Consider the following 14252-nt stretch of genomic DNA (forward strand, 5'->3'; position numbering starts at 1 on the left):
GCGCAACGACTCGACCTGGAGGCGAATATGAGCACCACCCCATCGTCCGCCTCCGCGGATCCGACCACCGAAGCCACGGCCCAGTCGCCTGCGCGCCAGTACATCGACGCGGTCCTCGAACAGTCCTTCCGGCATCTGTTCGGGCCGACCGCCACCCCGGAGCAGCCGCGCAAGCACGGCGTCGTTTCGATCGCGAAACTGACGGCCGCGCTTGCCGAGTATCTCGCTCCGGACGAAATCAAAGAGGTCAAGGCGGCGTTCCACTTCAGCGACGAAGCCCACCTCGGTCAATATCGCCAGAGCGGCGAACCCTACATCACCCATCCCGTCGCCGTCGCGGAAATCTGCGCCGGCTGGAAGCTCGACGCGCAGGCCGTGATGGCCGCGTTGCTGCACGACGTGATGGAAGACCAGGGCGTGACCAAGAACGAGCTGGCCGAGCGGTTCGGCCCGAAGGTCGCCGAACTGGTCGACGGCCTGTCGAAGCTCGACAAGATGGAATTCCGCAGCCGCGAGGAAGCGCAGGCGGAAAACTTCCGCAAGATGCTGCTCGCGATGGCGCGCGACGTGCGCGTCATTCTCGTCAAGCTCGCCGACCGCCTGCACAACATGCGCACGCTCGGCGCGGTGCCGATGGAAAAGCGCCGCCGCGTCGCGCGCGAAACGCTCGACATCTACGCGCCGATCGCGCACCGGCTCGGGTTGAACAACACGTATCGCGAACTGCAGGACATGAGCTTCGCGAACTTCAACCCGCATCGCTACGCGACGCTCGAGAAGGCCGTGAAGGCCGCGCGCGGCAACCGCCGCGAAGTGATCAGCAAGATCCTCGAGGCCGCGCAGCGCGCGATGGCCGACGCGAAGATCGACGCCGAGATCACCGGCCGCGAGAAGACCATCTACAGCGTCTACCGCAAGATGCGCGACAAGCAGCTGTCGTTCTCGCAGGTGCTCGACGTGTACGGCTTCCGTGTCGTCGTCGACAGCCCGCTCGACTGCTACACGTGCATCGGTGCGCTGCACGCGCTGTACAAGCCCGTGCCCGGCAAGTTCAAGGATTACATCGCGATCCCGAAGATCAACGGCTATCAGTCGCTGCACACGACGCTCGTCGGCCCGTTCGGCGCGCCGATCGAGTTCCAGGTGCGCACGCGCAAGATGCACGAGATCGCCGAGGCGGGCGTCGCCGCGCACTGGCTGTACAAGAACGGCAGCGCCGATCTCAGCGACGTGCAGAAGCGCGCGCACCAGTGGCTGAAGTCGCTGCTCGACATCCAGAGCGAAGCGGGCGATTCGAGCGAATTCCTCGAGCACGTGAAGATCGACCTGTTCCCCGACGCGGTCTACGTGTTCACGCCGAAGTCGAAGATCATGGCGCTGCCGCGCGGCGCGACGGCGCTCGATTTCGCGTATTCGATCCACAGCGATCTCGGCAACCAGTGTGTGGCCGTGAAGATCAACAACGAGCTGCTGCCGCTGCGCACCGAGCTGAAGAGTGGCGACATCGTCGAGGTGATCACCGCGCCGTATTCGAAGCCGAACCCCGCGTGGCTCGGCTTCGTGCGCACCGGCAAGGCGCGTTCGGCGATCCGCCACTACCTGAAGACGATGCGCCTGAACGAGTCCGTGCAGCTGGGCGAGCGGCTCGTCGACCAGAGCCTGAAGGGCTACGGTCTCGCGCTGGCCGACGTCGAGCCGGAAGTGTGGGAGAAGCTCGTGCAGTGGACGGGCAACAAGAGCCGTCAGGAAATTTTCGCGGATATCGGCCTCGGTCGTCGCGTCGCGGCGGTGATGGCCAAGCGCATCGAAGTGTTGATGAGCGGCCGCGACGCGGACGACGATCTGCCGAAGTCCGAGCGGCACCCCGCGCATCACGCGCCGCCGGTCGTGATTACCGGCACCGAAGGGATGTCCGTGCAGTTGTCCGCATGCTGCCGGCCGATCCCGGGCGATGCGATCATGGGTTACATCGGCATCGGTCTGGGCATGGCGATTCATACGACGGATTGCCGCGTCGCGCAGCGCATCCATCGTCGCGATCCGGGTCGCTGGATCGACGTCGAATGGGCGCCGCAGCCGGGCCGCCTGTTCGATGTCGCGGTGAAGGCGCTCGTGAAGAACACGAAGGGCATCTTCGCGCGCGTCGCGGCGGACATCACGTCGGCCGACGCGAACATCGTCCATATCGCGATGGACGAGGATCTGACGCACGAGTCGACGGTGCTGCGCTTCGTGATCCAGGTCAGCGACCGCGTGCATCTCGCGAACGTGATGCGGCGCGTGAGAACCAATCCGGACGTGATGCGGATCATGCGCGAGCGTTCGACCGACGACGGTGCGCACGCGCGCCATGACGGCGGCATGCGTATCGAGCGCGAGCGGCAGGATTACTGACGCCGACACGCGCGGCGGCGGGCGGATTCGATGATCGACGGACGGCGGCTTATGGCCGCCGTTTTCATTGGGGCTGCCGAAAGGGCGTGCGATGTTGCCGGCGCTTGCCGAACGCGTGCGGGGTGATGGTGCGAACGACGGGAGGGCGGGTGCAAAAAGAAAAAGGGCTTTCCCGAAGGAAAGCCCTTTTAAGGTGGCGCGGCTGGCAGGATTCGAACCCACGACCCCTTGGTTCGTAGCCAAGTACTCTATCCAACTGAGCTACAGCCGCACGCAAAACGGTACTGCTTCAACTGTCGGAACCTTCTGCGATGGGAAGGCCCCCAAAAAGTGGCGCGGCTGGCAGGATTCGAACCCACGACCCCTTGGTTCGTAGCCAAGTACTCTATCCAACTGAGCTACAGCCGCACGCAAAAACAAACTTCTACTGCTTCGAACTGAAAGGGCCTTCGGTTCGGAAGGCCCTCGAAAAAGTGGCGCGGCTGGCAGGATTCGAACCCACGACCCCTTGGTTCGTAGCCAAGTACTCTATCCAACTGAGCTACAGCCGCACGCAGAAGCGGAAGTATAGCAGAGTCGTATAAAAAGGGAAGCCTTATTCGCGAATTTGGTGCCATGGCCTTGGCCGGCCGCCCATCGTGTACCCTTGGGGATCAGTCATTCACGTTGAATCTGCATCATGAACAAGGCGTTTGTCAAAGAGTCGGACGGTGACGACGACGATCTCGACCAGGCTCAACCCGCGATTCCGGCGGGCGCGAAGAACTACATCACGCCGGCCGGCCACAAGCGGCTGAGGGACGAGCTGCTGAACCTGATCGACGTCGAACGTCCCGAGGTCGTGCGGCTCGTGTCGTGGGCGGCCTCGAACGGCGACCGGTCCGAAAACGGCGACTACATCTACGGCAAGCGGCGGCTTCGCGAGATCGATCGCCGCATCCGCTTCCTGACGAAGCGGCTCGACCTCGCCGAAGTCGTCGACGCGAGCCGGCAGGAGAACGTCGACCAGGTGTTTTTCGGCGCGACGGTCGATTACGAGACGCCGGACGGCGAGGATCACACGGTGACGATCGTCGGGATCGACGAGGTCGATCTCGATCGCGGCTGCGTCAGCTGGATTTCGCCGGTCGCGCGTGCGCTGATCAAGGCGAAGATCGGCGACACCGTCACGCTGATGACGCCGGCCGGCCCGCAGCCGATCGACATACTCGATGTCCGGTATCCGGCGCGGGGCGACGCCTGAGTGGCAGCTCGCGCGCCGCGACCAGGAAAAAGCGCCCCGACGGGGCGCTTCGTCTTTCGGCGTACGGCGAATGTGCCGGTCGCTCAGAAGCGGTGACGCAGGCCGGCCGTGACCGCGATCTGCTTGTTGGTCGATGACGCGGCGCCCAGCCCGTTGATGTTGGCGCCGAGGTCGAGTCCGTCGCTGTTGACCTTCTGGAACTCGCCCTGCAGGTACACGTCCGTGCGCTTCGACAGTGCGTAGTCGGCTTGCAGGTTGAACTGGTGCCAGGTTGGCTTGTCGCCGGACAGGCGGCCCTGGGTGTACGTGTACGAGCCGGCGAGCGACAGGGCCGGCGTCAGCGCGTAGCGGCCGTTGACTTCGTAGTTGCTGAAGCGCCCGGTGTCGCCGAGGCCCGTGATGCCGCCTACCACGCCCGACTGGCCGGCGCTGATCGCGCGCAGGCCGCTCAGGCGCGTCTGGGTGAACACGAAGCCGACCGTGGCGGGGCCGAACCCGTAATTCAGGCCGGCACCCCAGGTGCGCTGCACGCGCGACGCAAAGGTCCAGTCGCCGGCGACCGCGCCCGGGTCGGACGCGGCCTGCGCGAGCGCGTTCACGTCGCTGTTCAGCTGCAAGTAGGCTGCGGCCACGTTGAAGCCGAGGTAGCTGTACGACACGCCGCCGCTATACGCGCGGTTGTTCGCGAACGCCGACGAGTTCGAGAACCCGTACAACGCACCGAACTTGAGGCCGCCGTAGTTCGCGCTCTGGTACTTGACCGAGTTGTTGATCCGGAACGAGTTGTTCAGGTTGTCGTTGTCGAACGGGTGGGCGAACTGGGTGCCGCCATACTGGGTACCGGTCAGCGACAGCGGCCCGAGATAGTCGACGACGCTGTCATACTGCCGGCCCAGCGTCAGCGAACCGTAGGTGGTGTGCGCAAGGCCCACGAACGCTTGCCGGCCGAATTCGCGACCGTTCTGCTTCAGCGTGCCGTTGTTGATGCCGAAACCGTTTTCCAGCGTGAAGATGGCTTTCAGGCCGCCGCCGAGATCTTCGGTGCCGCGCAAGCCCCATCGGCTGCCGTTGATCGAACCGCTTGTTTCCTGCCAGGCGCTGTGTCCGCCCTGATTGTTCGTGTAGGTGATGCCTGCGTCGATCAGGCCGTACAGCGTCACGCTGCTTTGAGCGTGGGCGGCGGTCACGAACACACCCGACAACGCGGTGACGATCAGAGCTTTCTTCATGGATCTGTCTCCAAACACGATGATGTCGATCGAACCTGGGGCGGACGGCCGTGTTTTGCTTGACGCTGTAGCCGGTCCGGCAGAACGGCGGTGCGCTTATCAGAAATCCATCTGCAGTGTACGAAGTGCGCGGAGCGGGAGCGGCCCACACTTTAAGAAACAGTGTGTTTTGGAATCCGCAAAAATCGGGAAGGTCCCGTAAACGATTGCCGCGCAAGGGTTCGCTGCGGTGCGGCGAAACGAAATGACGATCGGGATTGCGTAGCGGACGTTGCGCGTTTGCGACAGGCGCCAGAGGCGGGCGAGGGCGGCTATAGCGCGATTATTGACACATCGGCAATAGAGGTTTGTGTGGAGCATGGATAATGAAAGGTAGTTCTCTCGCTATACTGCGGTCTCTGCTTTCCGAAGCAGACTTTTTCGTTGACGGAAAAGATCTCCAAACCTTTGTCGGCGCGACTTCCCAGTCGCGCTTTTTTTTGCCCGGCTGCTCGGCGCGCTACGACGTGTACGAGCGACGCTTGCGCTTGCCCGCGGGCGCGGCGTTCTCTGCTTCGATCGGTGGCGGCGTGTTGGTCCAGTCTTCCATCACGTAGTGACGGGCATCCAGAGGCGATGCGAGCAGGTTTTGCCAGTGATCGCCGTGCCACGTCAAATCGAATTCGGTATCGCACGGCGCTTCGCGCGCGGACTCGGCCAGGGCGCGGGACTTGCGACGTACGCGTCCGAGCCGGCTCGCGAAGCGCTTGATTCCGTCCAGCCACATGACCCTCTCCTTCCTTTCGGCGTTGATTCAGGATCGCAACGTCCCCGGATTTCTGCAACCCGAAAAAACCCGAGGACTTTACCGAGTCGATTTGTCCCCGGTAGAAATTTCGCTTGCCGCGATTATTAGCGATCCGATCCCGGTAATGTTGACAGGTTTTTGATGCGAATCAATTAATCATCGGCGATGGTGTACCGATTCCAGTGGTATTAGCGTCTTTTCGAGAAAGCAGTTGCTAAAAATTTTCTTGACGCACCCGGATTGTCCAATTTATAAAGTCAGCACTCCGTCCTCGGGCGGCGTGCTGGTGCGGGTGCTGGCGCAATGTTTCGGGATTTCGGAAAACGGCTATAAAAATAGCTTTTTTGATCTTATAGAGTGGGGAACGAAGACATGGATACCGGTATCGTGAAATGGTTTAACGATGCTAAAGGTTTTGGCTTTATTACGTCGGACAATGGCGGTGAAGATTTGTTTGCGCACTTTTCCGAAATCCGGATGGACGGCTTCAAGACGCTGAAGGAAAACCAGCGTGTTTCGTTCGAGGTCAAAGTCGGGCCGAAAGGCAAGCAGGCAGCGAATATCCAGGCGGTCTGACGCGCCACGCATTGCCGATCACGTCCGGCCCCCGCATGGCGGGGGCTTTTTGTTTTCCGGGGACGGAGTACGCCGTCCGGACTGGCCCGAGTCCGCCTGCCGGTGCATACTCACGAAAGCATCGTTTCCCTGTCTTTTCATGTCCGATTTCGTTCCGTCCGATCCCGGCAGCGAGCAGCCACTCGTCTTCGTCGACCTTGAAACCACCGGCGGCTCGTCCGCCGAGCACCGCATCACCGAAATCGGTGTGGTCGAAATCGGACCGCTCGGCGTGTCGACGTGGACGAGCCTCGTCAATCCGGGGCAGGCGATTCCGCCGTTCATCCAGCAACTGACGGGCATTTCGGACGCGATGGTGCGCGATGCACCGACGTTCGCATCGCTCGCGCCGGCGCTGTTCGAGCGGCTCGACGGCAAGCTGTTCGTCGCGCACAACGCGAGCTTCGACCGTGGCTTCCTGCGCGCCGAATTCGAGCGCGCCGGCCTGGCGTTCAATCCCGATGTGCTCTGTACGGTGCGACTGTCGCGCGCGCTGTTTCCGCGCGAATCGCGGCACGGGCTCGATGCGTTGATCGAACGGCACGGGCTCGTTCCGGCCGCGCGTCACCGCGCGCTGGCCGATGCCGACCTGATCTGGCAGTTCTGGCGCCAGCTGCACGACATCGTGCCGCTCGAGCGGCTGCGTGACCAGATCGCGCGCACGACGCGCCACTTCCGTCTCGGCGGCGACCTGACCGAGGCGTGGCTGGATACCGCGCCGGCAGGGTGCGGCGCGTATGCGCTATTCGGGGAGCGTGACGAAGCGCTGTATGTCGGCCGCAGCGTGCGCGTGCGACAGCGGCTGCGCGCGCTGCTGACCGGCGAGCGCCGCTCGTCGAAGGAAATGCGACTCGCGCAGCAGGTGCGGCGCGTCGAATGGCGCGAGACGGGCAACGAGCTGGGGGCGATGCTTGCCGAAGCGCAATGGATCGCCCGCTTGCGCCCGTCGTACAACCGGCGCCCCACGGCCGACGCCGCCCGCGCGGGCGGTGCGCCCTGGCCGTTCGAAGGTGCCGTCGCGTTCGAGGCGACCGGTGAGCGCCGCCTGTTTCATGTGATCGACGGTTGGTGCTATCTCGGTTCGGCGGACTCGCTCGATGCGGCCGCACGGCTCGTGGCCGATGCGGCAGGCGGCGCGTTCGAACCCTTCACCCATCGCCTGCTGCAGACGCACCTCGCGCGCGGCCTGCAGGTGATTCCGCTCGTGGCGCTGACCCCCGCGGACTGAGCGCCGCGGGGCGATCCGCGCCCGCTGCGTCAGCCGATCGCGCTGGCCCCGCCGGCGGAGCAGACATGCGACAGCGCGGTATCGAGTGCCCGCGTCTGCGTGGAATCGTAGCGCGTGAGCGTCTTCCAGTTCGCGATGCTGCGCGCGAGCCGCGCCTGGCAGTCGGGCGCGTCGCGCAGCGGGGCGACCTGCGCGAGACCGGTGAGCATTTTCTGCGTCAGCCGGTCGAGTGCCGGCCGCGTGCTGGTCGCGAGATCGGGCGGCGTGCCTTCCGGCGGCCGCGTCGTGCGCCAGGTCGTGAACAGTGCGTTCTGCACGTCCTTGCTTGCGGTGATCTGATCCTCGAAGAACGTGCGGGCGAAGGCGGGATCGACGCCGGCCTGGACCGCGCGCTTTTCGACTGCAGTGAGCAGGGCCGCTTCGCGCGGCTGGTCCTCGATGGCCTTGTGATTCGCCCATTTCCATCGTGCGACCGGTTCGGCGAGCGCGAGGCGCTGCGACGCGAGCGCAACGATATTGGTGAGGGCGGTGTCGTCGCCGTCTGCGCGGGCGGCAGGCGGCAACGAAAGGAGGGCGACACCGAGCGCGGCGACAGCGACGCTGGCACGAATGGCTTGCTTCATCGGAACGATCGGGAGAGCCGGGCGGGCCGGACGTGGAAAACCAGAAGGATAGACGAAGACAGTCGCGCGGCGTAGCGTCGCGACAGGAGAATCAGCAGGCGAGCTGATCCGGCACCGTCAGGCTGTTGCGGCCCGGGTGCGAGGCGAATTGCGCGCGAAGCGCCTGGATGAACCGCACGATAGCGAGGATCGACACGTGGCGGTTACAGAACCGAACTGGCGTTCACTTCGGCGAGTACAGCTTGTGCTGCTCATCGAAGAATGCCCGAACGTGCTCGGGCAATTCGGCGAGGAATTCCACGCCGACGGGTTCCGGATCCGGGCTCATCACTTGCTCGGGCGGTGGCATGCGAGTCGGTCTTTCGTCCATGATCGTTTCTCCAGCAGGTTCAATGATTATCAACCTCGCGCTCGGATTTATGCCAGCGGCGAATCGTTAGATTTTGTCTCTGTTGTATTAACGGCACATGCGCTCCGGCGCGAAGTGTGATGCCCGCTATCGCGCGCGGCGCGATGGTGACAGTCGGGCCGCTTGTTATACTTGCGCGCACTTTTTCCCGGACCGCGATGAGACGAACGACGCGATGGATGGGCCTCGTATGGCTGGCGCTGGTACTGAACGTACTGTCGCCCGTCGTCGGCTACGCGCGTCTTGCGTCGAGCGGTTCCGGCGCGCTCACGCTCGAGTTGTGCAGTGCAGCGGGCGCGCGTCAGGTCGTGCTCGCGCACGCGCGCGACGACCGCGATACGTCGTCGTTCGACCATGCGGGCGTCCCGCATTGCGTGTACTGCCCGGGCTTCGCGGCGAACGTCGCGCTGGGCACGAGCCTGCCCGCGATGCCGGGCTTCGTGCGGACGTTCGCGTATCGGGCGGCTGCCCCGATCGTTCCCGATGCGCGTCGCAAGGGCATCCGTCTCGCGCAGCCGCGCGCCCCGCCTGAAAACGTTCCGGTCTGATTGATGTCATCCGCGCGCCCCCGGTGGCGCGCGAGCCGCTCGCGGCCTCGGCCCGCGCGTCGCGCCGTGCGTGCGCGGCTCGCGCGCCCGTGTCCGGCGGCGCCCGATCACGTTTTCAGGAACTCACTCATGTCGTCTACCCTTGCCGCGCGTTCGTCGCGCGGCCGGCTCGCGCTCGCATGCGCGGCCGCTTTCGCATGCCCGGCCGCCCACGCGGCTTCGACCGACGATGCCCGCGCCGACGCGGCCCGCGGCGGTGGCATCGATCGTCCCGCCGCCGCGGCGTCGGCGTCCGTGGATGTCGCTGTAGCGGCCGCCCCAGCGGGCGACACGCTGACCGCCGTCAGCGTGACCGCGCAGCGGCAACCGGTCGATCCGGATACACCGGCCGTCGTCGCGTCGGTCACGCGCGAGCAGATCGATGCGCACACCAACGTCACCACCGAGGACGCGCTGAAGTACGCGCCGAACCTGATGGTTCGCAAGCGCTACATCGGCGACCGCAACAGCGTATTCGCGGGCCGCGACTTCAATGAACTACAGAGCGCGCGCGGGCTCGTCTATGCCGACGGCGTGCTGCTGTCGAACCTGCTCGGGTCGAGCTATGCGTACCCGCCGCGCTGGTCGCTGATTCCGCCCGACGACATCGCGCGCGTCGACGTGCTCTACGGCCCCTTTTCCGCGCTGTACCCGGGCAACGCGATCGGCTCGACCGTGCTGCTCACCACGCGCCGCCCCGAACAGCTCGAGGCGTCGCTGTCGACGCAGTTCTTCACGCAGCGCTACCACGACGGCTACGGGTTCGCGGACAGCTTCGGCGGCAATCATCAGACCGCGCGGATCGCGAACCGCGTCGGCCGGTTCTGGTTCGCGCTGTCGCTCGACCGGCTGGAGAACGACGGCCAGCCGATGCAGTACGCGAGCCCCAATTCGGTCTACAACCCGAAACCCGGCGTCGCCGTCCCCGTGACGGGCGCCGTGACCGACATCGGACCCAACGGCAAGCCGCGAACCATCGTCGGCGCGCAGACGATCGAGCGGACCGAGCAGCTCAACGAGACGGTCCGGATGGGCTATGCGTTCACCGATCATGTCGATGCGACGCTGACGCTCGGGCACTGGGAGAACCATTACCGGCAGCACGGCGAGACCTTCCTGCGCGATGCGACGGGCGAGCCGGTTTACGGCGGCAACGTGTCGCTCGGCGGACAGAAAATGACGGTCGCGCCAAACGCGTTCGCGCCGCAGCGCGGCGACCAGGAGAACTGGCTGTATGCGCTCGGGCTGAACGGCCGACTCGATTCCGGCTGGCGGCTGTCGGGCGTGGTGTCCGCGTACGACGTGTCGCGCGACGTGTTGCGTGCGGCCTCGACCGTGCAGGGTGGGGCGGGCACGCTGTTCCAGGGCGACGGCACCGGCTGGCGCACGCTCGACCTGAAGGCCGAGGCGCCGGAAGTGAAAGGCCATACGTTCACGTTCGGCTATCACTACGACACCTACTTCCTGCGCAATGTCACGTACAACACGGCCGACTGGCTGGCCGGGCCGACCACGTCGCTCGCGAGCGTCTATCGCGGCGACACCCGCACGCAGGCGCTGTTCGGGCAGGATGCGTGGCGCTTCGCGCCCGGTTGGCTCGCGACGCTCGGGCTGCGCTACGAGCGCTGGGATGCGTACGGCGGCGCGCTCGGCAATGCGAAGGGCACGCTCGGCTACGCGGATCGCGGCGCGAATGCGCTGTCGCCGAAAATCGCGCTGCAATGGGATGCGACGGAAGTCTGGCGCTTCCGGCTGTCGTTCGCGACCGGCACGCGGTTCCCGACGGTCGGCGAGCTGTTCCAGGGCACGATTTCGAACAACGCGATCGTCAACAACAACCCGAACCTGCGGCCGGAAAAGGCGATCGACTGGGACTTCACGGCCGAACGCGATGTGGGCGTCGGCGTCGTGCGCGCGAGCGTGTTCCAGAGCGACCTGCGCGATTCGATCTATAGCCAGACAACGGTGTCGGGCGCGAGCACCGTCACCAACATCTCGAACGTCGACCGCGTGCGCGTGCGCGGCGTCGAACTCGCGTTCAGCGGCGAGAACGTCGGGCTGCGCGGGCTCAACGTCGACGCGAACGTGTCGGCGAGCAACGCGCAGATTCTCGCCGATGCCGCGAATCCGGCCTACGTCGGTTCGCGTTTCCCGCGCATTCCGCGCATGCGCGCGAACCTGCTCGCGTCGTATCGCTTCGACGAGCGCTGGCTCGCGAGCGTCGGCGTGCGCTACTCGGGTCGCCAGTTCAACACGCTGGACAACAGCGACGTGAATCCGGACGTCTACGGCGGCACGAGTTCGTTCACGGTCGTCGATCTGAAGGCGCGGTATCGCTTCGGTCGTCACTGGACCGCGTCGGCCGGCATCGACAACGTGACGGATCGCCGCTATTACGTGTTCCACCCGTATCCGGGCCGCACTTTCTATGGAGAACTGAAATGGTCGCTGTGAAAGCGAGGCTGCGGGCGGCGCTCGATGCGGGATGGCGAGGGGAGATGTCGCGCACCGTGTGGAGCGGGCGCGATGGTGTGCATGAAGCGCGCAGCGGATTGCGGAAGGCCGACGTGCTCGACGGCGGGTTGCGGCACGCGAAGCGCTGACGGAGCCGGTGGCGCGCGGCGAACCGGCCGCGCGCCGGCCCGATGCGAAAACGCGCCCGAAGGCGCGTGGAGAGAAACGTCAGGCCGCTCGCCTGAATAGCCGGATCACGAACAGCAGGATCACCGCGCCGATGACCGCGACGATCACCGAGCCGATGAAGCCGCTGCCGATGCTGATGCCGAGCAACCCGGCAAGCCAGCCGCCGATCACCGCACCGACGATCCCGACGATGATGTCGACGATCAGCCCGAAGCCGCCGCCCTTCACGAGCAAGCCGGCGAGCCAGCCGGCGATCGCGCCGATGATGAGCCACATAATCAAGCCATGAGTCATGGTGGTCCTCTCCTTGGGTTGAGTCGAAATGACCGGGCACCGGCCGGTGCACGCCGCGAGCGGGTCGCAAGCGACATGCGGCCGTGGCGCCGCCCACGCAATGTAACGCGATAGACGGGTCAGGATCGTTAAGTAATGTTATGCACCCTTAAGCAGATTTTCCAGGGGATTTGTCTGCGTAGCGCATGTTCCGTGCGCGCGCGACGCATGGCGAAATGAGTCTGTAAGGATGACTGTCGCCGAAGTCCGTCCGTCGGGCACATCATCGCTCGAGCGTCGTTGCCGGCAAGGTGGCTTCGGGGCAGGCCGTCAGCTGCGTCGGCGATCAGGCGCCCGACGGTCGCGGCATCGCTTCTCGCTGCGGTCGACAGCAGCGCGAAACGGATGGGACGCGCGGCGGCATCGCTTCGCCGATCCGGGGCATCGTGTGGCACGGATTGGTGCAGCGTGTGCCGTATCCGATGTCCACCCTCATTCGGTGTCCTGATGGATTTGCTTCGGACGACGCGTGAGGAGGGAGCGGGAGATCGAGCGTGGCAGCCATGTCGCCGACGCGCGTCCCGGCGGCCGAGCGCGAGCCGGTCGGGACGCACGACAAATGCGGTGCCGTTGCGTGGGCTGTCCAGCTCGATCGGCCGGCCGCCGTCGAGTGTGTGGAAATGTCGAGCGGATGTTGTGCAGATAACGGTCGCCGCGAGGACTGGCGCCGGACAACGTGTAGGGGAGCGATTGCCGAATCCGTACACGAAGATCGGGCTCGGCGTGATCGGTAGTGCGCGCCGTCGAACGACTTCAGGATTTCGACGCCGGAAAAGAGAAAAGGTCTGACAAGCGATGCTTGTCAGACCTTTATGTCTTGGTGCCGGAGATAGGAGTCGAACCTACGACCTTCGCATTACGAATGCGCTGCTCTACCAACTGAGCTACACCGGCAGCAGAGAAATGAAATTATATGGTGAAATCCGCGATCTTGGCAATAGGTTTTGCGAAATTTTTTCAGCTTGCTGCGGCTGCTTCGCGAAACCCTCGATCCGGCGGACTTTCCGCTTTCACTTCACTGCGATGCGACCCGTTAGGGCCACATCGCGAAGGCGCGATTGTACTGATGTCTCGCACCTCCGTCCAGTGCTGCAGTGCAATTATTTTGCTTCGTCGTGATAGCCGGTCACGCGCTCGACTTCGTTCTTCGAACCGAGGAACACGGGCACGCGCTGGTGCAGGCCGGTCGGCTGCACTTCCATGATCCGCTGCGTACCGGTCGTCGCGGCGCCGCCCGCCTGTTCGACGATGAACGACATCGGGTTCGCTTCGTACATCAGCCGCAACTTGCCCGGACGATCGGGCGTGCGCTTGTCGGCCGGATACATGAAGATGCCGCCGCGGTTCAGGATCCGATGCACGTCGGCCACCATCGACGCGATCCAGCGCATGTTGAAGTTGTCGCCGCGCGGGCCGTCCTTGCCGGCGTTCAACTCGTCGACGTAGCGCTTGACCGGGTCGTACCAGTGGCGGGCGTTGGATGCGTTGATCGCGTATTCGCGCGTGTCGACGGGGATCTGCATGTTGCTTTGCGTGAGCACCCACGAGCCGACTTCGCGGTCGAGCGTGAAGCAGTTCACGCCGTTGCCGGTCGTCAGCACGAACACCGTCTGCGGGCCGTACACGGCATAGCCGGCCGCGACCTGCTCGGTGCCGGGCTGCAGGAACGATTCCTCGGTCGCCTGCTGGCCGTCCGGGCAGCGCAGCACCGAGAAGATCGTGCCGATCGACACGTTGACGTCGATGTTCGACGAGCCGTCGAGCGGATCGAACACGAGCAGGTATTCGCCGCGCGGGTAGTTCGCCGGGATCGGGAAGAACGTTTCCATTTCTTCCGACGCCATCGCGGCGAGGTTGCCGCCCCATTCGTTCGCGTCGAGCAGGATTTCGTTCGACAGGATGTCGAGCTTCTTCTGCACTTCGCCCTGGACGTTCTCGCTGCCGGCGGTGCCGAGCGCTTCGCCGAGCGCGCCCTTCGACACGTTGTAGCTGATCGCCTTGCACGCGCGGGCGACGACTTCGATCAACAGGCGCAGGTCGGCGGGGAGGTTGTTGGTCTCACGTTGCTGTTCGATCAGGAACTTCGACAGCGTGGTGCGGCGGGCAATGGACATGACAGACTCCGAAAGGCCAAAGAATCCTTGAATGGCCGCAATTTTAC

General features: G+C 64.7%; 12 protein-coding genes, 4 tRNA genes and 1 pseudogene. 7 read left to right on the forward strand and 10 right to left on the reverse strand.

What is annotated here, in order from left to right:
- The first annotated feature begins 27 nt into the window (after positions 1-27).
- The gene (locus CFB81_RS04575) at positions 28-2394 is read left to right on the forward strand and encodes a bifunctional (p)ppGpp synthetase/guanosine-3',5'-bis(diphosphate) 3'-pyrophosphohydrolase (protein WP_027783823.1); all 2367 of its coding nucleotides are present in this window, start codon (positions 28-30) and stop codon (positions 2392-2394) included.
- 194 nt (positions 2395-2588) lie between these two features.
- Here the strand turns inward: CFB81_RS04575 and CFB81_RS04580 are convergent.
- The 3 genes from CFB81_RS04580 to CFB81_RS04590 form a co-directional block, all read right to left on the reverse strand.
- A tRNA-Arg gene (locus CFB81_RS04580) sits at positions 2589-2665 on the reverse strand.
- Positions 2666-2725: 60 nt separating this feature from the next.
- Positions 2726-2802: transfer RNA gene (locus CFB81_RS04585), tRNA-Arg, on the reverse strand.
- A 66-nt stretch (positions 2803-2868) separates the two neighbouring features.
- Positions 2869-2945, reverse strand: a tRNA-Arg gene (locus CFB81_RS04590).
- Between the two features lie 128 nt (positions 2946-3073).
- Here CFB81_RS04590 and greB point away from each other — a divergent pair.
- On the forward strand, positions 3074-3637 hold the full coding sequence (gene greB / locus CFB81_RS04595; protein WP_006476618.1) for a transcription elongation factor GreB: 564 nt from the start codon (positions 3074-3076) through the stop codon (positions 3635-3637).
- 83 nt (positions 3638-3720) lie between these two features.
- Here the strand turns inward: greB and CFB81_RS04600 are convergent, their stop codons facing one another.
- Positions 3721-4866, reverse strand: coding sequence for a porin (locus tag CFB81_RS04600; RefSeq protein WP_069621110.1), 1146 nt, complete (start codon positions 4864-4866; stop codon positions 3721-3723).
- Positions 4867-5365: 499 nt separating this feature from the next.
- Positions 5366-5632: a hypothetical protein gene (locus tag CFB81_RS04605; protein ID WP_069621109.1), complete on the reverse strand. Its 267-nt coding sequence runs from the start codon at positions 5630-5632 to the stop codon at positions 5366-5368.
- 393 nt (positions 5633-6025) lie between these two features.
- Here CFB81_RS04605 and CFB81_RS04610 point away from each other — a divergent pair, with 393 nt between their 5' ends.
- The gene (locus CFB81_RS04610) at positions 6026-6229 is read left to right on the forward strand and encodes a cold-shock protein (protein ID WP_027783827.1); all 204 of its coding nucleotides are present in this window, start codon (positions 6026-6028) and stop codon (positions 6227-6229) included.
- A 139-nt stretch (positions 6230-6368) separates the two neighbouring features.
- A complete protein-coding gene (locus CFB81_RS04615) occupies positions 6369-7496 on the forward strand; it encodes an exonuclease domain-containing protein (protein ID WP_069621108.1) in 1128 nt (375 codons plus the stop codon).
- Positions 7497-7525: 29 nt separating this feature from the next.
- On the opposite strand, the gene CFB81_RS04620 is transcribed toward CFB81_RS04615, so the two are convergent.
- The gene (locus CFB81_RS04620; protein WP_089434690.1) at positions 7526-8119 is read right to left on the reverse strand and encodes a chorismate mutase; all 594 of its coding nucleotides are present in this window, start codon (positions 8117-8119) and stop codon (positions 7526-7528) included.
- A gap of 223 nt (positions 8120-8342) precedes the next feature.
- A complete protein-coding gene (locus CFB81_RS36020) occupies positions 8343-8489 on the reverse strand; it encodes a hypothetical protein (protein ID WP_009690993.1) in 147 nt (48 codons plus the stop codon).
- A gap of 197 nt (positions 8490-8686) precedes the next feature.
- On the opposite strand from CFB81_RS36020, the gene CFB81_RS04625 reads away from it, so the two are divergent.
- The 3 genes and pseudogenes from CFB81_RS04625 to CFB81_RS04635 all read left to right on the forward strand — a co-directional run.
- Positions 8687-9076 (forward strand): DUF2946 domain-containing protein, encoded by a 390-nt coding sequence (locus tag CFB81_RS04625; protein ID WP_089434691.1) that lies wholly within the window; start codon positions 8687-8689, stop codon positions 9074-9076.
- Between the two features lie 129 nt (positions 9077-9205).
- The gene (locus CFB81_RS04630; protein WP_089434692.1) at positions 9206-11569 is read left to right on the forward strand and encodes a TonB-dependent receptor; all 2364 of its coding nucleotides are present in this window, start codon (positions 9206-9208) and stop codon (positions 11567-11569) included.
- Between the two features lie 5 nt (positions 11570-11574).
- Positions 11575-11718 (forward strand): annotated as a pseudogene (locus tag CFB81_RS04635) (TlpA family protein disulfide reductase); the annotation flags it as partial.
- A 79-nt stretch (positions 11719-11797) separates the two neighbouring features.
- Here CFB81_RS04635 and CFB81_RS04640 read toward each other — a convergent pair.
- The 3 genes from CFB81_RS04640 to CFB81_RS04650 form a co-directional block, all read right to left on the reverse strand.
- Positions 11798-12052, reverse strand: coding sequence for a GlsB/YeaQ/YmgE family stress response membrane protein (locus tag CFB81_RS04640; protein ID WP_006476609.1), 255 nt, complete (start codon positions 12050-12052; stop codon positions 11798-11800).
- 857 nt (positions 12053-12909) lie between these two features.
- Positions 12910-12985, reverse strand: a tRNA-Thr gene (locus tag CFB81_RS04645).
- Positions 12986-13191: 206 nt separating this feature from the next.
- A complete protein-coding gene (locus CFB81_RS04650) occupies positions 13192-14205 on the reverse strand; it encodes a class 1 fructose-bisphosphatase (protein WP_069621104.1) in 1014 nt (337 codons plus the stop codon).
- Positions 14206-14252 lie beyond the last annotated feature (47 nt).

The sequence above is a fragment of the Burkholderia sp. AU28863 genome, assembly GCF_002223195.1.
Taxonomy (GTDB): Bacteria; Pseudomonadota; Gammaproteobacteria; order Burkholderiales; family Burkholderiaceae; genus Burkholderia; species Burkholderia sola.